Source organism: Paraburkholderia sp. (genome assembly GCF_024281035.1).
In the GTDB taxonomy this organism is placed as follows: Bacteria; Pseudomonadota; Gammaproteobacteria; order Burkholderiales; family Burkholderiaceae; genus Paraburkholderia.
On record NZ_JAMXLH010000071.1, the window covers coordinates 27,669 to 50,431 of the forward strand.

The 22,763-nt window shown below is 63.6% G+C and carries 16 protein-coding genes; 5 read left to right on the forward strand and 11 right to left on the reverse strand.

What is annotated here, in order from left to right; all coding sequences use genetic code 11:
- Positions 1-26 precede the first annotated feature (26 nt).
- A complete protein-coding gene (locus Q0L30_RS23170) occupies positions 27-1,307 on the forward strand; it encodes a nitrate/nitrite transporter (RefSeq protein WP_296661992.1) in 1,281 nt (426 codons plus the stop codon).
- A gap of 88 nt (positions 1,308-1,395) precedes the next feature.
- Here the strand turns inward: Q0L30_RS23170 and ubiM are convergent, their stop codons facing one another.
- From ubiM to Q0L30_RS23225, 11 genes are all read right to left on the reverse strand, one after another.
- Positions 1,396-2,625: a 5-demethoxyubiquinol-8 5-hydroxylase UbiM gene (ubiM, locus tag Q0L30_RS23175; protein ID WP_296661993.1), complete on the reverse strand. Its 1,230-nt coding sequence runs from the start codon at positions 2,623-2,625 to the stop codon at positions 1,396-1,398.
- A gap of 32 nt (positions 2,626-2,657) precedes the next feature.
- On the reverse strand, positions 2,658-2,906 hold the full coding sequence (locus Q0L30_RS23180) for a DUF3079 domain-containing protein (protein WP_296662007.1): 249 nt from the start codon (positions 2,904-2,906) through the stop codon (positions 2,658-2,660).
- A 460-nt stretch (positions 2,907-3,366) separates the two neighbouring features.
- Entirely contained in the window at positions 3,367-4,059 is a 693-nt protein-coding gene (locus Q0L30_RS23185; RefSeq protein ID WP_296661994.1) for a response regulator transcription factor, read from the reverse strand.
- A 28-nt stretch (positions 4,060-4,087) separates the two neighbouring features.
- Positions 4,088-6,049, reverse strand: a complete 1,962-nt coding sequence (locus Q0L30_RS23190; protein ID WP_296661995.1) for a type IV pili methyl-accepting chemotaxis transducer N-terminal domain-containing protein — start codon at positions 6,047-6,049, stop codon at positions 4,088-4,090.
- A gap of 23 nt (positions 6,050-6,072) precedes the next feature.
- Positions 6,073-6,606, reverse strand: coding sequence for a molybdopterin-guanine dinucleotide biosynthesis protein B (gene mobB, locus Q0L30_RS23195; protein ID WP_296661996.1), 534 nt, complete (start codon positions 6,604-6,606; stop codon positions 6,073-6,075).
- Between the two features lie 95 nt (positions 6,607-6,701).
- Positions 6,702-7,385, reverse strand: coding sequence for a respiratory nitrate reductase subunit gamma (narI, locus tag Q0L30_RS23200; protein WP_296661997.1), 684 nt, complete (start codon positions 7,383-7,385; stop codon positions 6,702-6,704).
- On the reverse strand, positions 7,382-8,047 hold the full coding sequence (gene narJ / locus Q0L30_RS23205; RefSeq protein WP_296661998.1) for a nitrate reductase molybdenum cofactor assembly chaperone: 666 nt from the start codon (positions 8,045-8,047) through the stop codon (positions 7,382-7,384). The genes narI and narJ overlap by 4 nt, the downstream gene beginning before the upstream one ends.
- A 15-nt stretch (positions 8,048-8,062) precedes the next feature.
- Positions 8,063-9,616: a nitrate reductase subunit beta gene (gene narH, locus Q0L30_RS23210; protein WP_296661999.1), complete on the reverse strand. Its 1,554-nt coding sequence runs from the start codon at positions 9,614-9,616 to the stop codon at positions 8,063-8,065.
- Entirely contained in the window at positions 9,613-13,338 is a 3,726-nt protein-coding gene (locus tag Q0L30_RS23215; RefSeq protein ID WP_296662000.1) for a nitrate reductase subunit alpha, read from the reverse strand. Before Q0L30_RS23215 ends, narH begins: the two co-directional genes overlap by 4 nt.
- Positions 13,339-13,552: 214 nt before the next feature.
- Positions 13,553-14,938, reverse strand: a complete 1,386-nt coding sequence (locus Q0L30_RS23220) for a NarK family nitrate/nitrite MFS transporter (protein WP_296662001.1) — start codon at positions 14,936-14,938, stop codon at positions 13,553-13,555.
- 50 nt (positions 14,939-14,988) lie between these two features.
- A complete protein-coding gene (locus Q0L30_RS23225; protein ID WP_296662002.1) occupies positions 14,989-16,362 on the reverse strand; it encodes a nitrate/nitrite transporter in 1,374 nt (457 codons plus the stop codon).
- A gap of 469 nt (positions 16,363-16,831) precedes the next feature.
- On the opposite strand from Q0L30_RS23225, the gene Q0L30_RS23230 reads away from it, so the two are divergent.
- The 4 genes from Q0L30_RS23230 to Q0L30_RS23245 form a co-directional block, all read left to right on the forward strand.
- Positions 16,832-17,014: a hypothetical protein gene (locus Q0L30_RS23230; RefSeq protein WP_296662003.1), complete on the forward strand. Its 183-nt coding sequence runs from the start codon at positions 16,832-16,834 to the stop codon at positions 17,012-17,014.
- Complete coding sequence (locus Q0L30_RS23235) at positions 16,995-18,233, forward strand: NnrS family protein (protein ID WP_296662004.1); 1,239 nt, start codon at positions 16,995-16,997, stop codon at positions 18,231-18,233. Before Q0L30_RS23230 ends, Q0L30_RS23235 begins: the two co-directional genes overlap by 20 nt.
- 729 nt (positions 18,234-18,962) lie before the next feature.
- Positions 18,963-20,144 carry an efflux RND transporter periplasmic adaptor subunit gene (locus Q0L30_RS23240; RefSeq protein WP_296662008.1) on the forward strand — a complete coding sequence of 394 codons (1,182 nt, stop codon included), beginning with the start codon at positions 18,963-18,965 and terminating at the stop codon, positions 20,142-20,144.
- Between the two features lie 18 nt (positions 20,145-20,162).
- On the forward strand, positions 20,163-22,763 hold a 2,601-nt coding region (locus Q0L30_RS23245; RefSeq protein ID WP_296662005.1), incomplete at its 3' end, for an efflux RND transporter permease subunit.

A 22,763-nucleotide genomic window follows, 5' to 3' on the forward strand; every position in this document is an offset into this window, starting at 1 on the left:
AATAACAGGCCCTGGTTGGAGGCAACATGAATCTGCCCAGCGAATCCGCCCGCCGGGGTCCGGCTGCCCCAGCCAGCGTCGGCATTCAGGCGTGGTCGGTCCTGCTTGTCAGCACGCTCGCATTTCTTGTTTGCTTCGTCGTGTGGATGATGTTCGGCGTGCTCGGCGTGCGGCTGCGCGACGAGCTGGGCCTGAACAGCACCGAATTCGGCCTGCTCACGGCAACGCCCGTGCTGACCGGCGCAGTCATGCGGTTGCCGCTCGGCGCCTGGACCGACCGCTTCGGCGGCCGCATCGTCATGACCAGCCTGCTCGTGGTCTGCGCAATCCCGGTGTATATCGTCAGTTACGCCAGCCAGCTCTGGCAGTTCCTGCTCATCGGGCTCTTTCTCGGTTGCGTCGGCGCGTCGTTCGCGGTGGGCACACCTTACGTCGCGCGTTTCTTTCCGCCTGAACGGCGCGGTTTCGCGATGGGTTTTTTCGGCGCGGGCACGGTCGGCGCGGCGGTCAACCTGTTCGTCACGCCCTCGCTGGAGGCAGCCTTCGGGTGGCGCTTCGTACCGCGCGTCTATGCCGTCGCGCTGCTCGTAACCGCGGTGATTTTCTGGCTGGGTTCCGCGCGCGATCCGGGCGCGGGTGCCTCAAAGGGTTCGTGGACCGAGTCGTTCAAGGTGCTGCGCGACCCCCGCGTATGGCGGCTGTGCCAGTACTACTCGATCACCTTCGGCGGCTTCACCGCGCTTTCGCTGTGGATTCCGCAATACCTCAAGGCCGAGTACGGCATGACGCTGGTGGTCGCGGCCGCATTCGCGGCGGGATTCTCGCTGCCGGGCTCGATCCTGCGCGCCGTGGGCGGCCTGCTCGCCGACAAGCTCGGCGCACACAATGTGACGTGGTGGGGCCTGTGGGTCGCATGGATCTGCCTCTTCATCCTCTCGTACCCGCCCACCGATCTCGTGATTCACACGATCAGCGGCGACGTCACGCTGCACATCTACGTTCCCATCGCGGGCTTCGTCATGCTGGCATTCCTGCTCGGCAGCGTGTTCGCGTTCGGCATGGCGTCCACGTTCAAATACGTCGCCGATGATTTTCCGACCAACATGGGCGTCGTGACGGGTATCGTCGGGCTCGCGGGCGGGCTTGGCGGCTTCCTGCTGCCGATCATGTTCGGCGCGCTGCTGGATATCTTCAAGGTCCGCTCGAGCTGCTTCATGCTGCTTTACGGCGTCGTGTGGGTGTCGCTGATCTTGATGTACCTGTCCGAGGTCCGGCGTACGCCGGTGCTCGAACAACCGCAGCACTGAGCAGCGGCCGCTGCACGTACCGGCGCAAATGCAGCGGCACGCGTAGCGGCAGATGTAGCAGTTGAGCGGCTTTGAAGGTGCGCGGCGCTCACCAGGCCGCGACTTCTTTCCTGTTTTCTTTCCTGCTTCCGGCGAGATGCGCCGCGATGGCATGCTTGACCAGCGGCAGATTTTCGCCGACGTGCAGCATGAAATTCCTGGCCAGCTTCGCCGGAAGGTTTTCCCGGTTATAAAGCGTGGTCACGACGTCCGTCATCAGATACAGCGGACGCGTGCTCCGGCGGTGCCGGTTCTCGTAGCGCTTCAACACGGCATCGTCGGCGAAATCCTTGCCTGCGCCGTGCGCGGACAAAATCGCGTTCGCCAGCGACTCGATACTCGACACACCGAAATTGAAGCCATGCGCCGTTACCGGATGCATGCCCACCGCCGCGTCGCCCACCGTCGCGAAACGCTTTGCCACGAACTGTCTCGGATACACCGCGACCAGCGGATAAGCGTGGCGCGTCGACACGAGCTTCATACCGCCGAGGCGATGCTCAAACCGGCGCTCGATTTCCGTGTTGAATGCGTGCGCATCGACTTGCTGGAGCCGGTCTATCTCGCGGCCCGGCAAGGTCACCACGACGGAAGACCGGAAAGCACCGCTCTCAGGGTCCGGATTCATCGGCAGCAGCGCGAGCGTCTGGCCATAGCCGAACCACTCCCACGCGGTGTGATCGTGCGGCTTCTCGTGCGTCATGTTGCAGACCAGCATCGACTTGCCGAAATCGCGCATGTCGGCCCCAATGCCCATCATTCTTCTCGTCAGCGAGAACCGGCTATCGGCAGCGATAAGCAGACGCGCCGAGAGTTTCTTTCCGCTAGCAAGGCTCGCCTCAATCGCTTCGCGGCCGTTCTCGATCCCGACAACCTCTTCGTTGGTCAGGAAGTCGATCCGATTGCTGGCGCGCCCTTCTTCCACCACATCGAAGGCGGCCTTGCGGATCAGCTGATTCGCGACCAGCCAGCCCAGTTCCTGATGGTCGCTCAGCTCATGCCCGATCTGAAGCGCACGCGACGAAGAACCGTTGAATACCTTTGCGTTGACCAGACGCGACTTCGCGACGTCTTCGATTCGGTCCCACAGTCCCCAGCGCTTCATGAGCGCCACCGTGTTGTGCGTCAGCGCAATTTCGCGCCCGTCGAATGCGGGCTCGCTCAGCGCGTCCAGCCCCTGCTTCTCCACGAGCGTGATCCGCAGTCCGGCTCCCGACAACGCGTGGGCAAGGCACAGTCCGACTGGACCTGCGCCGACAATCACAATGTCCGCATTCACAATGACTTCCTGATTTGCTTGATCCGACTTGTTTAATCCGATTTACATAAAGCAGCCAGGACAGGCTCGGAGCCGCTCTGGGCTTCAGCGTTGTTGTCGTCGGCGGGAATCTCGATGCCCCAGTCGCCATGCAAATACCAATCGTCGCCAAGCAGTTCGATCGGATGCTGAGTTCGGCTTTGTCCGTTGCCGCAGCGCATATCTTCAGCCGGACAGTAGTGGTCGCAACCCCAGCACAATCTTTCAGGATGACTGGGGATCAGCGGAAACTTCTTGGCCATCTTCGAACTCCTTCGGAACGCAGGCGACATGCCCGGGCAAACGGCGGCCTGCGCCGGAAATGCCGTGTTTGAAAGTATCGGGAAGTAGATCGAGATAGCTTTTTCGCAGCCGGACACGCGGGCCATGACCGCATCATGCCGGATATAAAGCCGTCACGCGAATTCGCGGAAATTGGCCCACTCTCATCCGGGGAATGCCTTGACATGAAAGAGCGCACCGCAGCGCAACGGTTTGAGCCCAACGACAACGCACTGGATGCTAATTCACCTGCAGCAAGCTGTGTTTTGGCAGCGACTGAGTTTGCGCAACAATAATTGATTTAAATCAAATGCAGCCGTCAGCCACGAAGCGCGGCGACGGCTGCTAGCGGGGGGTTAAAGCGGCGGTGTTAAGGCGGTGGTGTTAAAACGCGGCGTTAAAACATCGCGCCGCGGCTTTCAGAAAATGGCAGGAAGCGCGCTATTCGTCCGCGGCAGCATTTCGCGTGGCGGCACCCGCACCGGCATTGCCCTCGCGCTCTTTCGCATAGAGCGCAATCTGCACGCGGCTCGTCATCTTCAGCTTGCGCAAAATATTGCGCACGTGAATTTTCACCGTGCTTTCGGCCAGATCGAGCGTGCGCGCGATTTCCTTGTTGCTGGCGCCGCGCGCCAGTTCGCGCACGATCTCCTCTTCGCGCGCGGTCAGCGCTTCGCTCGTATCGCCCGCGCGCGGCACGGGTGCCTGAGCCGGTCTGCGCATCTGCTCAAGGAGCTTCGCCGTCATGTGCTCGGTAATCACGGGGTGGCCGGCCGCCGCCCTGCGAATCGCGTCGGCCAGCGTATCGGCCTCGATGTCCTTCAACAGATAACCACACGCGCCGGCGCGCATGGCAGCGGTCAGGTCGTCCGCATCCTCGGAGACCGTCAGCATGACGAACGCCGTGCCAGGCAGGTCCTGCGCGAGCAACTGCAGCGTTTCGATTCCCGAGAGCCCCGGCATGTTCAGATCGAGCAGCACCACATCCGGCGTGTGCTGCTTTGCCCGCTTGATCCCTTCTACGCCATCGGCCGCCTCGTCCACCACCTCGAAATCGGGCTGGCGCTGCAACAGCGCCTTCACGCCCGAACGAAAAAGCGTGTGATCGTCAATGAGCAGAATGCGTATCGTCATGTGAGCGTAAGTTCAAAGGTCATGCACGTCACGCAGCCATGCGAGCCTGGGCGCCGAGAATCAGTTCCACGCGCGCGCCGTGGCCCGGGCTGCCGTCGAGATGCAGCGCCGCCGCAAGGCGCTTGGCACGCTCGCGCATGATGTGGAAACCCACGTGCGCTTCACCGGCCGAATCGAGCTCGGCCGGCTCGTAGCCAATACCGTCGTCCTCGACAAGCAGCTGGAAATCGCGTCCGTTGACCACCGTAACGTGCACCGACTGCGCCTCGGCATGCTTGCGCACGTTCGAAAGCGCTTCCTGCAGGATGAACAACACCTGCAACTGCTGATCGGACGGCAGCGGCGGACCGCCTTCGTCGCGATAGTCCAGCGTCACCTCGGCTTCCGACTGCCGCCGAAAGCGCGCGACCGTATCTTCGACTGCGGGCCTCAATGCCCCCGGCCCGATCCGCGTGCGGAAGTTTAGCAGCAGCTCTCGCACGTCTTGATAGCTTTCCTCAACTCCGCCCGAAAGAAGCGGCACGAGTTCCCGGATTTCATCAAGATTGCCCGCGCGCCCGGCCTCGCCGAGCAATTGCACCTGCATCTTCAGATAACTCAGACCCTGAGCAATGCTGTCGTGCAGGCCCTGCGCGACAAGATTACGCTCTTCGGATACGGCAAGCTGCCGCGCCAGCGCAACCAGACGGCGGTTTTTGAGCGCGACGCCGAGATGCCGCCCGAGCGTGCGCAGCAACTGGATTTCGGACGCCGGAATTTGCCGGGGCCGCTTGAAGTGCAGCGAGAACGTGCCGAGCGTCTCGTCCTGCGAAACAATGGCGAACGCCGCAACCGTGACAAAACCGGCCTGCACGCAGCGTTTCACGAGTTCGCGATCGTCGCCCGTCATGATGCGCAAATCGCCGATAACCGGTTCATCGGTAAAAGAAGCCACGCCGCAGATGCAATTGTGCGCGGACATGCACCGCTCGGCATTCGCCAGTTCCTCCGTCAATCCCTCGGCCGCGAGCAGATGCAGGTTGTTGTCCTCGGCCGATATCACGCGCACCGTACCGCCGTCGGCATTGAATTCGCGCATCAGGCGCGTGAGGAAGTCGTGGCACAGCACCTCGGCCGTTTCGGGCGAATTCAGGCATGCCGCCATTTCATAGAGCAGCGCCAATTCACGATTTTGCGCGGCAAGCTGCGCCGTCTTCGCCTCCACGCGCGCCTCGAGTTCGAGGTACAGCGCCTGCAGCTCCGCGACCATCCGGTTGAAGCCGTTCGCAAGCTGTCCGAACTCGTCCTCGGTGTTGACCGGCAGCCGCGTGTCGAACTCCCGCGCCTCGATGCGCGAAAGCCCATCCTGCAGCCGCTGCACCGGCACGACGAACCACAGATAAAGCATATAGACGATGGCCGCGGTTCCGACGCACGACAGCGCGGCGAGCGCAAGCTGCGACATGCGCAGCCACGCTGTTTTGCGCGAATTTTCGTGCTCGATCAGGCTGACGAGCCGGTTGGCTTCGGCAACGAAACCTGGCAGCAGCGCGATATAGGCACCGGGCTCGCGCATGGCCAGATCGCGTTCGTGCAGCGCGGCGGGCCTCAGTTCGTCTTGCCATGCGGCTGCCACGCGCACGAACTGCGCGTGGATCACCTTGTCGTTGGGCAGGAAGAGCGGACGTGCCGGGTCGCCGCCGCGCAACCGTCTGAGCGTGGCGTCCATCTGGTGAATCTGGTCATCGAGCTGGGAGGCCTGTCCCAGGCGCGTCTCCCACAACGCGATGGCCACCGCGTTCGCGCGCATGCGCAGGCTGCCCGCATCGTTGATTGCGGCGCCCGCGCCTTCGAGCTGCCACGACAGCCAAAGCGTGCCGCTGATCATCGAGAGCACGAGCGTGAGCGCCACCGCCGAGAGGACGATGATGCGGGTCGAAAGTCGCTGGCGAAACGGCGCACGCGGCGCAGCGTTGCGAGAGTTTGACGACACGGCGGTGGACTGGGGCATGGCGGAATGGATCGGTGTGCGGCTCAGGCTGCATTATCCGCCGAAGCGTCGGTAACGGCGTACTCCGCCGCGCTCTCGCCGATGAATGCGGCAATGCGCGCCACATCGTCGAGTGCGAAGACCGGCAAATGCGTGTCGAGCACGAGGTCGGACGCAATCGCGACGATGCGCGGATCGTGCGGGTAAAGCGCTTCATAGCCACTGCCGCAGCCGCTGCCGCCGCGCACGACTTCGAGCCGCGGCAGATCCACGCGCGTGTAGCCTTCGACCAGCGTGAGATCGGCCGGTCCGAGCCGCGCCAACAGCGCGTCGAACGACGGTTCCGGTCCATCGTGCAGAATCGCCCACGACGTGGGCGACACAATCAGCACCTCGCCTGCGCCCGCCGAGCGAAAGCGCGCGCTGTCCTTGCGCGGCGGTTCGAGTTCGAGCCTGTGGTGGCTGTGCTTGATCACGTTGACGACGAGCCCGCGCGACCGGTAATGGGCGAGCAGCGCCTCGATCAAGGTTGTCTTGCCCTGCCCCGAACGGCCTGCAATGCCAAAGAGACGTGCCATGGCACCCACACTCCTGAAAAAAAAAACCGGGCGATCGCGCGAGGCGGATCACCCGGGTAAATTACGGCCCCGGTACTGCAGGCCGTCGATGGTGATTAACGGCTACGCACGAGCTGCCATGCGCGCGAGAGATAACCGACTGAAGCAAAACCGCTCCACACGTGCACGAGACGCGTGAACGGGAAGATCACGAAGAGCGACATGCCCATGAACAGGTGAACGCGGAAGATGAGCGGCGCTTCGCTCACATAGCTTGCCGCGTCGCCGCGGAACGTGACGATGTGCTGGGCCCACGTCATGAGCCGCACCATCATCGTACCGTCCATGTGGCTGGCCGATTCGGCGATCGTCGAAAGACCGAGCAGCAGCGTCACGAGAATCCACAGCAGCAGCACCTTGTCCGCGGTGCGCGTGACAGCCGACACGCGTTCATTCGACAGACGACGATGCAGCAGGATCGCGAGCCCGGCGAGACACATCGAGCCCATCACGCCGCCCGCGACCATCGCGACCATCTGCTTGGCGCTGTGCGGCACACCGAGGGTATCCCACACGACAACCGGCGTCAGCAGACCGAACATGTGGCCGAAGAAGAGCCCCAGAATGCCGACGTGAAAGAGGATGTTGCCGAGCCGCAGTTGTCCCCGGTAGAGGAGCTGCGAGCTGTCCGTCTTCCACGTGTACTGCTCGCGCTCGAAGCGTGCGAGCGAGCCGAACAGAAAGATCGCGAGCGCAATGTACGGATAAATGCCGAACAGGAACTGGTTGAACGTATTCATTGCATTTCCTTTGCACGGGCCGTTGCATTAAGCCGCTCGGCACGCGGATGAAAATGGACAGGCTGCACCTCGCTGCGCATGATGAGCGGCTCGACGCCATCCTCGCCGACGCCGAACACTTCCAGCGCTTCGTCCATGTCGCGCACCGGCGCGACGGTGAGCGGTTCGGGCGCAACCACGGACATCTCGCACAGCACGGTGAAGATGCTCGCGTAGGCACTGCCGGAGTCCAACAGGTGCTTGCCGATGGCAGCGAGCACATGAACCGCTTCGCCGAGCAGCGCCGACGCATCGTCAGCATCGATGAGGCCGAGCACTTCGAGAAAGAGCGGCACGTAATCGGGCAGCTCGTTGGTCGAAATTTCGAGGCCGAAGCGCCGATACTCCGCGAGCAGATCGACCATCGCCTGGCCGCGGTCGCGGCTCTCTCCGTGCACGTGCTCGAACAGATGCAGCGAGTGACGCGGATTGCGGTCGAACGTCGCGACGTATTCCTCCTGGGACTCGATTAGCGAACGGCCGCGCAGCTCGCCGACGAGCGGCGCCAACTCGCGCGCCGCGTCCGGATGCGCGACGAGCGCCGCGTCGATTTCGTCGAGGGCATCGAGCAGCGCCTGCTGCGGATAATCGAGCAGCGCCGCAAGAACGGGATAGATCGACATCGTGTGGCTCTCCCCTTACGTGCTCGGCGTCAATTTGCGGCGCGACTTCGGCATGTCCGCAAATACCACGCTGCCTTGCGTCTTCGAGCCGAACAGCGACCCTTCCGTCACGCCGCCCGAACAGCCGTTGCCGAACGAGAAACCGCAGCTTCCCTTCTCGTTGAAGCTGTCCTCGACCATCTCCTTGTGCGACGACGGCACGACAAAACGGTCCTCGTAATTCGCGAGCGCCATGATGCGGTACATGTCTTCGACCTGCGCGGCCGTGAGCCCCGCCGCCGTGAGCAGCGCGGGATCTTCGACACCGTCGACGGCCTGCCCGCGCTTGTACGCGCGCATCGCGAGCATGCGGCGCAGCGCGGCGACCACCGGCGCTTCGTCGCCCGCGGTCAGCAGATTCGCGAGATAGCGCATCGGAATGCGCAGGCTCTCGACGTCGGGGATCATGCCGTCGCTGCCGATGTGGCCCGCGTCGGCCGCCGACTGGATCGGCGAGAGCGGCGGCACGTACCAGACCATCGGCAGCGTGCGGTACTCGGGGTGCAGCGGGAACGCGATCTTCCACTCGCAGGCCATCTTGTAGACCGGCGAGCGCACGGCGGCGTCGAGCCAGCTTTGCGCGATGCCCTGGCGGCGCGCTTCGGCCTGAACCTCAGGATCGTGCGGATCGAGGAACACGTCGAGTTGCGCCTGGTAGAGATCGGTTTCTTTCTCGACGCTTGCCGCTTCGCTGATGCGGTCCGCGTCGTAGAGCAGCACGCCCAGATAGCGGATGCGGCCCACGCAGGTTTCCGCGCACACCGTCGGCTGACCGGCTTCGATGCGCGGATAGCAGAAGACGCACTTTTCGGCCTTGCCGGTCTTCCAGTTGAAGTACATCTTCTTGTACGGGCAACCGGACACGCACATGCGCCAGCCGCGGCACTTGTCCTGGTCGACGAGCACGATGCCGTCGTCTTCGCGCTTGTACACCGAGCCGGACGGGCACGATGCGACGCACGCCGGATTCAGGCAGTGCTCGCACAGGCGCGGCAGGTACATCATGAAGGTGTTTTCGAAGGTCGAATACATCTCCTTCTGCACGTTCTCGAAGAGCGCATCGCGCCCGCGCGATTCGAACTCGCCGCCGAGGTCGTCTTCCCAGTTCGGACCCCAGTGGATCTTGTCCATCTTCTTGCCGGTAATCACCGAGACGGGACGTGCCGTGGGCGGCGTCTGCGAAAGCGGTGCTTTTTGCAGATGCTCGTAGTCGAACGTGAACGGCTCGTAGTAGTCGTCGATGGCCGGCAGATTCGGGTTCGCGAACAGGTTCGCGAGCACCTTGAGCTTCGTCCCCTGGCGAGGCTCGATGCTGCCGTCTTCATTGCGCTTCCAGCCGCCGTTCCACTTCTTCTGGTTTTCCCACTCTTTCGGATAACCGATGCCGGGTTTCGTCTCGACGTTGTTGAACCATGCGTATTCGACGCCGTCACGCGACGTCCACACATTCTTGCAGGTCACCGAGCACGTATGGCACCCGATGCACTTGTCCAGGTTCAGGACCATCGCCACCTGGGCGCGGATCTTCATGATGCTGCTCCTTCGACGAGCGGCCCTTCGAGCCACTCCACCTTGTTCATTTTGCGCACGATCACGTATTCATCGCGATTGCTGCCGACGGTGCCGTAGTAGTTGAAGCCGTATGCAAGCTGTGCATAGCCGCCGATCATGTGCGTGGGCTTGAGCACCGTGCGCGTCACGGAGTTGTGAATGCCGCCGCGCATGCCGCTCGTCTGAGCGCCCGGCACGTTCACGATCTTCTCCTGGGCGTGATACATGAGGCACATGCCGCGCGGCACGCGCTGGCTCACCACCACGCGCGCAGTCAGCGTCCCGTTCACGTTGAACACTTCGACCCAGTCGTTGTCCTTGATCCCGGCTTCCTTCGCTTCGGATTCCGAGACCCAGACGTGCGGGCCGCCGCGCGACAGCGTGAGCATGCGGATGTTGTCCGTGTACGTCGAGTGGATGCCCCACTTCTGGTGCGGCGTGATCCAGTTCAGCACGAGTTCGTGTTCGCCGTTCGGCTTCGCACCGAGCATCGGCCCAACGGTCTTCGTGTTGATGGCCGGCTTGTAGCTGCACGAGCCCTCGCCAAAGTCGAGCATCCAGCGGTGGTCCTGATAGAACTGCTGCCGCCCGGTCAGCGTGCGCCAGGGAATCAGCTCATGCACGTTCGTGTAGCCCGCGTTGTAGCTGACTTCCTCGGATTCGAGGCCCGACCACGTCGGCGCCGAGATGATCTTGCGCGGCTGCGCCTGCACGTCGCGGAAGCGGATCTTGTCGTGCTCGCGGCCTTCGGCCAGGTGCGTATGATCGCGGCCCGTAATCTTCGAGAGCGCATCCCACGCCTTCACCGCCACATGACCGTTGGTCTCCGGTGCGAAGGTGAGGATCATCTCAGCCGCATCGATCGCGGTTTCGAGGCGCGGACGGCCCTGGGTCACACCCTCATGGCGCGACGTGCCCGTGAGATTCGCGAGCTCGCCCACTTCGTGCGCGGTGTTCCAGTTGATGCCCTTGCCGCCGTTGCCGAGCTTGTCGAGCAGCGGCCCGACCGAGGTGAACTTGTTGTAGATCTCGCGATAGTCGCGCTCCACCAGCGTCATCGCAGGCGCGGTCTTGCCGGGGATCAGGTCGCATTCGCCATGACGCCAGTCCTTCGGCTCGAACGCCTGGCCGAGTTCGCCCGGGGTGTCGTGCATGAGCGGCGTGCAGACGAGGTCGGTACGCGTGCCGAGATGCGCGCCGCCGATCTCCGAGAACTTCTTCGCGATGGTCTTGTAGATTTCCCAGTCGCTCTTGCTCTCCCACAACGGCTGCACCGCCTCCGAAAGCGGATGGATGAACGGGTGCATGTCGGACGTGTTCAGATCGTCCTTCTCGTAGAACGTCGCCGACGGCAGCACGATGTCGCCATAGAGGCAGGTCGTGCTCATGCGGAAGTCGAGCACCGCGAGCAGGTCGAGCTTGCCCTCGGCGGCCTCGCGCACCTTCACTTCCGATGGCTTGATGGCATCCGCTTCGTCGCCGAAGAGCGCGTTCTGCGTACCGAGCAGGTACTTGAGGAAATACTCGTGGCCCTTGCCCGAGCTGCCGAGAATGTTCGAGCGCCACACGAACATGTTGCGCGGGAAATTAACGGGATTGTCGGGGTCGTCGCACGAGAAATCGAGCGCGCCGGACTTCAGTTTCTCGACCGTGTAGTCGATCGGTTCGCGGCCTTCGCGCTTCGCCGCGTCGACGAGGTCGAGCGGATTCGTGCCAAGCTGCGGCGCCGAGGGCAGCCAGCCCATCCGCTCGGACTTCGCATTGAGGTCGAGCATGCTGAGGCCCTTGTAGCGCTTGTGATCGGCGCCCGGGCTGAGAATCTCGTCGAGGCCGACCTTTTCGTGACGCCACTGGCTCGTGTGGTTGTAGAAGAACGACGTGCCGTTCATCTGGCGCGGCGGACGCGACCAGTCGAGCGCGAACGCAAGCGGCGCCCAGCCGAACTGCGGACGCAGCTTCTCCTGGCCGACGTAGTGCGCCCAGCCGCCGCCGCTTTGGCCGATACAGCCGCACATCATCAGCAGATTGATGATGCTGCGGTAGATCATGTCGTTGTGATACCAGTGGTTCAGCGCCGCACCGAGAATCACCATGCTCTTGCCGTGCGTGCGATCCGCGTTGTCCGCGAATTCGCGCGCCACCTGGATCACAAGCTTGCGCGGCACCGTCGTGTGCTTTTCCTGCCATGCGGGCGTGCAGGGCACGTCGTCGTCATACGACGCGGCGACGTTCGGGCCGCCGAGGCCCTGGTCGACGCCGTAGTTCGCCATCTGCAGGTCGTAGACGGTGGCGACGAGCACGCTCGTGCCGTCCGCCAGCGCGACGCGTTTGGCCGGCACGCGCCGTGCGAGCAGCGCGCCGTGTTCCCCGCCGAAATACGGGAAGCTCACTTCGACGACTTCATCGTGCGCCGCGATGAGCGACAGGCACGGATCGATTTCGCGACCGCTGCCGCCGTCCTTGAGTTCGAGATTCCAGCGGCCGACCTTCGCGCCGTCGTTGTGTTCCGACTCGCCCCAGCGGAAGCCGACCGAACCGTTCGGCGCGACGATGTTGCCGCTCGTCGCATCGATCGCGAGCGTCTTCCACTGCGGGTTATTCGCTTCGTCCAGGCCGCCCGCGAGCTGCGACGCGCGCAGGAACTGGTCCGGCACGATCGCGCCGTCGCGCTCGGAGAGCGTGACGAGCAGCGGCATGTCGGTGTACTGCTTCAGGTAGTCGCGGAAGTACGCGGACTTGCCGCTCGCGTGGAATTCCTTGAGCACGACGTGGCCCATCGCCATCGCGAGCGCCGCGTCGGTGCCCTGCTTCGGCGCGAGCCAGATGTCGCCGAACTTGACCATCTCGCCGAAGTCCGATGACACCGCAACCGTCTTGGTGCCCTTGTAGCGGACCTCGGTGTAGAAGTGGGCGTCGGGCGTGCGCGTTTGCGGCACATTCGAGCCCCACACCATCAGATAGGTGGAGTTGTACCAGTCCGCGGATTCGGGCACGTCGGTCTGCTCGCCCCACACCTGCGGCGAGGACGGCGGCAAATCGCAGTACCAGTCGTAGAACGACAGGCACGCTCCGCCGATCAGGCTCAGGTAGCGCGCGCCAGCCGCATAGGAAACCATCGACATCGCCGGAATCGGCGAGAAGCCGACCACGCGGTCCGGGCCGTACTTGCCGATCGTGTAGGCGTTTGCGGCCGCAATGATTTCGGCCGCCGTGTCCCAGTCGGCGCGCACGAAGCCGCCGAGCCCGCGCACGCGCTTGTAGCGCGCAGCCTTCTCGGGATTCTCGACGATCGATGCCCACGCCTCGACCGGGCCGAGCGTGCGGCGCGCTTCGTGCCACAGGTCCATCAGGCGCCCGCGGATCATCGGGTGCTTCACGCGTTGCGCCGAATAGACGTACCAGCTATAGGAGGCGCCGCGCGGGCAGCCGCGCGGCTCGTGATTGGGCAGGTCGGCGCGCGTGCGGGGGTAATCGGTCTGCTGGGTTTCCCACGTGATCAGACCGTTCTTCACGTAGACCTTCCACGAACACGATCCGGTGCAGTTGACCCCGTGCGTCGATCGAACGATCTTGTCGTGTTGCCAACGGCTGCGATAGCCGTCTTCCCACTTGCGGTCCTCGTCGACGACCGCGCCATGACCGTTTGAGAACGTCGCCTTGACACGCGACATGAACTTCAGACGGTCCAGAAAGTAACTCATCTTGTTCTCCGAAACTAAAGCTGCGCCCAGTGAGCTGTCTGCGACCGCGTGGACTCAGCGAATTCGTGCTGCATGAGTATGACGAGCGCGCGCGTGCCCGCCTATTCGCCAGCAGGAGCAGCCCGCAAACGAATTAGGACTAGCCCGACCGGCCCGAACTACGCCTGAAGGACTAGTCCACCCATGCGCGCACGGCTTCCCGTGCGAATCAGAATCAGCAGGGCATCGGCGCGTTGCGGCGCGCGTAGAAGAACCACGTGACCGCGGCGCACACGACATAGAAGCCGATGAAGCACAGCAGGGCCGTGACCGGCGAGCCCGTGACGTCGATCGACGTACCGAAGCTCTTCGGGATGAAGAAGCCGCCGTAGGCGCCCATCGCACCGGCAAAGCCGAGCACCGCAGCCGATTCCTTGCCGGCCTCGGCGAGCGCGCGCTGTTGCGCATCGGGACCCTTGCCCTTCGCGGCGCGCTGCTGCTGCGTGAGGAAGATCACCGGGATCATGCGGAAGGTGGAGCCGTTACCGATGCCGGTCAGCGCGAACAGCACGATGAACATGGCGAGGAAGCCGCCGAAGTTGCCGGCCGAGCCCGCCGACGGCAGGAAGGCGATCACGCCTGCCACGGCCGCGATCATCGCGATGAACGTGAGGAGCGTGACGCGCGCGCCGCCGAGGCGGTCCGAGATCCAGCCGCCGAGCGGACGCGTCATGGCGCCTGCGAGCGGCCCGAGGAACGCATAGGCGGTCGGGTTGATCGCGGGGAATTCCGCCTTCGTGAGCAGCGCAAGACCCGCCGAGAAACCGATGAACGAGCCGAACGTGCCGACATAGAGGAAGCACATCAGCCAGTTGTGGCTGCGGCGGAAGATGACGGCCTGTTCGCTGAACGATGCCTTTGCGTCGGCGATGTCGTTCATGCCGTACCACGCGGCAACCGCTGCCACGATGATGAGCGGAACCCAGACGAAGCCTGCGTTTTGCAGCCAGATCGAGTGTTCGACGCCCTTCGCAACGTAGGTTTGACCGCCGCCGAGAATGCCGCTGAACGCTGCGGTGGAGATGACGATCGGCGTGACGAACTGGACCATCGACACCCCGAGGTTGCCGATGCCCGCGTTCATGCCGGTGGCGAAGCCCTTGCGCTTCTTCGGGAAGAAGAAGCTGATGTTGGCCATCGACGAGCTGAAGTTCGCGCCGCCGAAGCCGCACAGGAGGGCGAGCACGAGCAGCATTTCATACGACGTCGACGGGTCGCGCAGCGCGAAGCCCATGCCGAGCGCGGGAATCAGCAGGCTGGCCGTCGAAATGGCGGTGAAGCGCCGTCCGCCGAAAATCGGCACGAGGAACGAATAGAAAATGCGCAGCGTCGCGCCCGAAAGCGCGGGAAGCGCCGTGAGCCAGAAGAGCTGGTTCTTGGTGAAGTGGAAGCCGCCCTTGTCGAGATTCACGACGGCGACGCTCCACAGCGACCAGACGACGAACGCCAGCATCAGCGCGGGGATGGAGATCCAGAGATTGCGGTTGGCCACCTGCTCGCCACTCGCCTTCCAGAAACCGGCATTCTCCGGCTCCCACTGCGTTAACAGATATTTGGACATGGTGTTTGCTCAATCAAAAAAGCGCGCCGCAAGTGCGACGCGCGTGGGAATCAGTCGGCCAGCGCTTCGTGTGCGTGTACCGCGCCTGTTGCGGGTGCTGTTTGTGCCGCTTGTGCCTCGTGTGCGCGCGCCTCTTTTTGCAGGGCTGCGCGCTCTTCTGCGGCACGCGCCGTGGCGAGCGCTTCGGGGCGGAACGAGAAGTGCATGAACAACAGGCTGACCGCCGTCGCGCCGAACATCAGCATGAAACAGGTGGTGCGCACACCAGTCAGATCGACGAGCAGGCCGAACAGGATCGGCAGCACGAAGCCGCCCAGGCCGCCAGCCAGGCCGACGACGCCGGACACCGCGCCGATGTTGTCCGTATAGCTGTCGCCGATGAACTTGAAGACCGACGCCTTGCCCACGGCCATCGCCACGCCGACGATGAACATGATCACGGTGTAGAACACCGGGCCGAGACCGATATGGAATGCAACCGGACCCTTCGCGCTGTGGATCACCAGGTCGGTCGACGGGTAGCTCAGCACGAAGAAACCGGCAAGCGCGACCCACATGACGGCCCACGTCGTGCGATAGGCGCCGAAGCGGTCGGAGAGCCAGCCGCCCATCGCGCGCAGCACGCCGCCCGGCAGCGAGAAGCAGGCCGCGAGAAACGCCGCTGCCTCGATGCCGAAGCCGTACTGGTTCACGTAGTACTGCGGCATCCAGAGCGAGAGGCCGACGTAGCCGCCGAACACGACGGAGTAGTACTGCGCGTAGCGCAAAACGCGCGGATCGCCGAGCACCTTGAGCTGATTCCCGGCCCGCGTCCCGCCGACGACGCGATGCGCCGGATTGCTCGACGAAAGCAGAAGAAAGCCGAACGCCGTGACGAGCATCGCGATGGCGTAGACCTTCGGCACGATCGTCCACGTACCGGCTGCGACAATCAGTACCGGTGCAACGAACTTGTTGAGTGCGGCGCCGGAATTGCCCGCGCCGAAGATACCCATCGCGAGGCCCTGGCGCGACTTCGGAAACCAGCGTGCGACGTAGGGCGTGCCGACCGAGAACGAGGCGCCCGCGAAGCCGACGAACAGGCCGAGCACGAGGAACTGCCAGAATTGCGTCGCATACGAAACGAGCCAGATCGGCACGACGGTTGCGAGCATGATCAGGAAGAACACGATCCGGCCGCCGAAGCGGTCGGTCCAGATGCCGAGCGGCACGCGTGCGAGCGAACCGGTCAACACGGGCATGGCGGCAACGAGGCCGAATTCCGCGTCGGTGAGATGAAGCTGCTTTTTAAGCGGAATACCGAGAATCGCAAACATCATCCAGACTGCAAAGCAGATGGTGAAAGCGAAAGTACTCGATCCAAGCACGCGCCATGCGGCACTCTGGTTATTGCTGTTATTGCCGGGGATATTCTGCGTGATCATTTTTAGGCTTGCTCACGGATTTAACTGTAAGCCAGCTTACGCAGTATTCGGCGCTATTCCATTACCCTTGTGGATCGTGTGACAAACGGACACTACTCCGTTCTGATTACTCCTCCACCCCCCATCCGGATTAGTACGGGCGGGCGTTTGAGGGTTTTTTCACGCGTCTCGAAACTTTGACGCGCCGTGCAGCCCTTTTCTGATAATCGTTGTGCGGGCAAATAGTGCGGGCAGTGCGGCGAAATGAACGGCATCAGCGTATCCGCCACACCGATTCTGATTAATCGGTATTATTACTCACATTGTGATCTATTTGTGTTGCGCACTGGCGACAGTGCTGCACGCGATATCAAGATCACGAACCCGATCGGGCGCACCGCCTCGATCCCGATCTTGAAGCGGCGATGTTCGCCATGCCCGCAAGCGGGGCCTGCAAACATGTCTCGTCACGAAGAGCACATGGAGCACCATGGAAAATGAAGCAGGCGGTCTCGCGAACAGGCGCGGCGATACGCCGCGGGAGAGCAGAATGCCGGACCCAGGCGAGCGTTGCGTGGAATTGCCACATCTGCGCTACGGCTGCATCGCATATAAGATTCATATAAAATCCATCTATTTGCTGGAGAGCAAGCATGGCCCTCATCCGAATTGACGAACAGCCGCGCGAAAAACCGCGCGAACAGCCACGCGTCGCTCCGCCAGCGCCGCCCGCTCCGCGCGGTTTCGCACTGTGGGCGCTGGGCTTCCGCCCGTTCTATCTGGGCGGCGCACTCTTTGGCACCGCCGCCGTCCTCGCGTGGCTGGCCGAACTCGACGGCTTTCCGATGGCCGCACTGCACGCGTATCTGCCGGGCTCGCTGTGGCACGTCCACGAGATGATCTTCGGGTTCGCCTCGGCAATCGTGGTGGGCTTCCTGCTGACCGCCGTGCGGGCATGGACATCTGTTACGCCCGCCGCGGGCAAATCGCTCATTGCGCTGTGCGTGTTGTGGCTCGCGGGCCGCGTCGCGGTGGCGTGCGCGCCGGCCGCCGTCGCCATGACCGTCGACATCGCGTTCCTGCCGGTCAGTGCGATCGTTCTACTGCGCGTGCTCGTGCATGGGCAGAACAAACACAACATCTTCCTGCCCGCCGCGCTCGCGCTGCTGGCAACCACGAATTTCGCCTTCCACTTTTCGGCGGCGAGCGGACACATGGACTGGGCGCTGCGTAGCGCCTACATGGCGGTCGGCCTGCTCGTGCTGTTCGTGACGATCATCGGCGGGCGCGTGATTCCGACTTTCACCACGAACGCCATTCCCGGCCAGACGATCAAGAAGTGGCGCTTCGTCGAAGCCAGCATCATGCCGCTGACCTTGCTGCCGTTCGTGCTCGACGGTTTCGGCGTGTCCGGCCCCGTGCTCGCGGCTGCCGCCGCTGCCGCCGCCGTCGTCCAGGCCATGCGCGTGATCGGCTGGCGCGTCTGGCACGTCGGCAATCGTCCGATCCTCGCGATCCTTCACATCGCCTACTCGTGGATTGCCGTCGGCTTCCTGATGCTCGCTCTGGCGGCATTGGGCGTCGTCTCGCACTCGCTCGCGATCCACGCGTTCACGGTAGGCGCAGTCAGCGGCGCGATCATGGCCATGATCACGCGTACGGCGCGCGGCCATACCGGCCGGCCGCTCGTGGCAGGCGCCGTCGAGAAACTCTGCTACGCGCTGCTCGTGCTCGCCGCACTCTTTCGCGCGCTGGTTCCCGCGCTCGCTCCGCAATTGACGTTCGTCGCGATCAACGTGTCGGCGGTGTGCTGGTTCGTCGCGTTCGGCGCTTATTTCGTGCGCTACGCGCCCTGGCTCGTGAGGGCGCGCATCGACGGCAAGGAAGGCTAACGCGCAGCGTCCCGTGACGGGCCGGGATGTTTCCGGCCTCGGAACACGCCGATATCCGCAGTAACCATCGCAGTAACTCTCCAAGCCAGCGCGAAGCGGGTGCACCATGCACCCGCTTCGCGCGCGCCACTTGCCGTGGCAACGGCTCCTCGTTTTCCGCACCGATCGCGCGCGCAGTTCAAGCGCCGTTTCACACGGCTGCGTGCGCGCGACAACGCTCGCTGACAAGCACGCCAGCCTCGCGCCAGTTTCACCGCGCTCCGTTACATCGCGTCACAGAATCGGGTCGTTGTAACGCGCCATAACCTTTCAAATCACTGACGTTTCGAAATCCGCGCCCGGGTTGGTTAGACTTCGAGTCTGAGCCTTCTCTGCGTAGCCCGTCCGGCTGCGCAGCGACGACATAACAACCATGAGAATGCGTATGCAGCGATCCGAAAGCTCCCGGCATGCCGTCGACGCGATATGGCCACCGCGTTCAACGCACCACACGGAATCCGCGCTTCGGATGCCCGCCGCTCCCGCGTCCGAACAGGCACGCCGTCTTTCAGTGACCGCTTACCGATGGAGGCAAGCGTGAGCACCGCGCCAACCCCGCAGTCGCAACCGCAGTCGCAACCGGAATCGCAAAAGCCATCGCAGCCATCGGAGCAGCCGCCGGGCCCGCCACCGACGCAACCACCGGCGCAACCGCCCGCGCAGCCGCCGCGCAAACGGCGCGGCCCGCTCGTGATCGCCCTCATCGTCATCATCCTGATTGCGCTCGTCGTCGTGCATCTGCTGCGCGGCAAGAAGCCCGCAGCCGGGCCGACCGTACAGGTCGTCACCGTGGCCACCGTCGCACTCGGCCCGATGCCCGTGACGCTCAACGCACTCGGCACGATTACGCCCATCGCCACCGTCACGGTCCTGCCGCAACTGAGCGGCTTCTTGACCGCCGTGGGCTATCACGAAGGCCAGGACGTCGAGAAAGGCCAGTTCATCGCGCAGATCGATCAGCGCCAGTACGAGATCAGCAAACAGCAGGCCGAGGCGCAACTCGCGAAAGACCAGGCCGCGCTCGCCCAGGCCCGTGCCGACTTGCAGCGCTTTACGCTGCTGCACGAGCGCCAGTCCATCGCCGAGCAGACGTTCTTCAACCAGCAGTTCGTCGTCCAGCAAGCCGAGGCCGCCGTGAAAGCCGACCTCGCGAGCATCGCGCAGTTCAACCTGGACATCGAGTATTGCCACATCACGGCGCCGGTGGCCGGACGTGTCGGTTTGCGGCTCGTCGATCCGGGCAACTTCGTGACCGCGTCGAGCCAGCCCGGCATCGTCGTGATCACGCAGATGAAGCCCACCACCGTCCAGTTCGCTGTGCCGCAGAATGCGCTGGGCGGCGTGCTGCAGCGCGTCAACGCGGGGGCGAAGCTGCCGGTCACGATCTTCAGCAGCGACAACACGCGGCGGATCGCCACCGGCGAGCTGTTCGCGATCAACAACCAGATGGCGACGGCCACCGGCACGGTCACGCTGCGCGCGAGCCTGCCCAATAACGACGAAGCGCTCTTCCCCAACGAATTCGTGAACGTGACGCTGCTGGTCGACACGCTGCAAAACGCCGTGCTCGTGCCCACGCCCGCCGTGCAGACCGGCGCGCCCGGCGATTACGTCTATCTCGTGAACGCCAACGACACCGTCTCGGTCCACAAAGTCACGCTCGGGCCGAGCGACGGCAAGCACACGGTGGTCGTCGCGGGCCTCGCGGCTGGCGAGCGCGTGGTGACCGACGGCCTCGACCGCCTCGCGGACGGCGCGAAGATCAAGCCTTCGACCGGGCACCCCGCAGCGACCGGCGGCGCACACGAGGCGAGCGGCGCGCACGCGAGCAGCGCAGCGTCGCCCGCATCACCGGCGTCGCCGGCGTCGTAAGCCTCTGATCCGGCGCCGATGAATATTTCCCGCCTGTTTATCCTCCGGCCGGTCGCGACATCGCTCCTGATGATCGCGATGGTGCTCATCGGCCTCGTTGCGATGAAGTTCTTGCCGGTTTCGTCGCTGCCCTCGGTCGATTACCCGACGATCCAGGTGCAGACCTTCTATCCCGGTGCGAGCCCTTCGGTGATGGCCACCACCGTCACCGCGCCGCTCGAAGTTCAGCTAGGCGAGATTCCTGGCCTGCAGCAGATGGTCTCGTACAGTTCGGAAGGCGCCTCGATCATCACGCTGCAGTTCGACCTCGCGCTGAATCTCGACGTCGCCGAACAGAACGTCCAGCAGGCCATCAACTCGGCCAACAGCTTCCTGCCGAGCGGCCTGCCCGCACCGCCGACCTACGCGAAGGTCAATCCCGCGGATCAGCCGATTCTCACGCTCGCGGTCACGTCGAAGTCGATGTCGCTCACGCAGTTGCAGGACGCGGCCAACAACCGCCTCGCGACAAAGATTTCCGAAGTGCCCGGCGTGGGTCTCGTCACCACCGCAGGCGGCAACGTGCCCGCCGTGCGCGTGGAGGCCGACCCGCAGAAGCTCGCCGCCTACGGCCTCAATCTCGACGATCTGCGCACGCTGCTCGCCAACGTGAACGTGAGCAACCCGAAGGGCAACTTCGACGGCCCCGAGCTCAACTACACGATCAATTCGAACGACCAGATTTCCGCGCCGCAGGATTACGAAAATACGGTCATCGCCTACCAGAACGGCTCGCCCGTGTTCATGCGCGACGTCGCGCGCGTGACGAGCGCGGCGCAGGACATCGAGCGCGGCGCCTGGTACAACCACGCGCCCGCCATCGTGCTGAACGTGCAGCGCCAGCCGGGCGCGAACGTGATCGCCACGGTCAACCAGATCATGAAGCAGTTGCCGCAGCTCGAATCGACGCTGCCCGCGGGCATGCAGGTGACCGTGGTCTCGAACAGCGTCGGCGTGATCCGCGCATCGGTGGCCGACGCGGCGTTCGAACTCGTGCTCGCCGTCGTGCTGGTGGTCGCGGTGATCTTCGTGTTCCTGCGCAACGTGCCCGCCACGATCATTCCGAGCATTTCGGTGCCGGTCTCGCTGATCGGCACGCTCGCGCTGATGTACGAGCTGAACTACTCCATCGACAACCTCTCGCTGATGGCGCTCATCATCGCGACCGGTTTCGTGGTGGACGATTCGATCGTGATGATCGAGAACATCGTGCGCTACCTCGAAGAGGGCAAACGGCCCTTGCAGGCGGCGCTCGAAGGTGCGGGACAGATCGGCTTCACCATTCTCTCGCTGACCATTTCGCTGATCGCCGTACTGATTCCGCTGCTGTTCATGGGCGAAATCGTGGGCCGCCTGTTCCGCGAATTTGCCATTACTCTAGCCGTTACCATCCTGGTTTCGGCGGTGGTCTCGCTGACCCTGACTCCCATGATGTGCGCCAAGCTGCTGCGCCATCAGAAAAAGGAGGAGGCCACCTGGTTTTATCGCAAATCGGAAGACGTGTTTAACGCCGTCATCCGGTTTTACGGCCGCACCCTGCAGTTTGTCCTGCGTTTCCGGACCATCACCCTGCTGGTCACCGCTGCCACTCTGGTGGGCACCATTCTTCTGTACATCTACGTTCCCAAAGGGTTCTTCCCGGTGCAGGACACCGGGGTGATCCTGGGGGTTTCTGAAGCGCCGCAGAGCATCTCTTTCCAGGCCATGGGTGAGCGGCAACGAGCTTTGGCTGACGCCATTCTCGAGGATCCCGCGGTAGAGAGTCTTTCCTCGTTCATCGGCATCGACGGCACCGACACCACCCTCAACAGCGGCCGCATCCAGATCAATTTGAAGCCGCTCAAGGAACGCAAGCTCAGCGCCTCCGACGTCATCCGTCGCTTGCAGCCGAGGCTCGACAAAATTGACGGCATCACGCTGTTCATGCAGCCGGTGCAGGACCTGACCGTGGAAGACCGCGTCAGCCGCACCCAGTTTCAGTACAGCCTGGAAGATGTGGATCCCAAAGAACTGGCGGTGTGGGTGCCGCGCTTCATGGAGCGTCTGAAGAAGCTTCCGGAACTCCGCGACGTCGCGAGCGACCAGTTGAATGGCGGCCTGCTGGTGCATCTGACCATCGATCGCGACTCCGCATCACGGCTGGGCGTGCTGCCGGCGGACGTCGACAACACGCTGTACGACGCTTTCGGCCAGCGCCAGGTCTCCACCATCTATACCCAGCTGAACCAGTATCACGTGGTGCTCGAGGCGGATCCCAAGTTTCAGCAGACTCCCGACGCGCTCAAGGACATCTACGTGCGCTCTTCGAACGGCACGCAAGTCCCGCTGAGTACGTTCACTACCGTCTCGACCGCGCCGAGCGCTCTGGCCCTGAACCATCAGGGGCAGTTCCCGGTGGTCACTGTGTCCTTCAATCTGGCCCCCAATGCTTCGCTCGGCGATGCCGTGGACGCCATCAACAGGGTGAAAGGGGAGCTGGGCATGCCGCCAAGCGTCCGGGCCACCTTCCAGGGCACCGCCGCGGCTTTCTTGAAGTCCATCGCCAACGAACCCATTCTGATCCTGGCCGCCCTGATCACC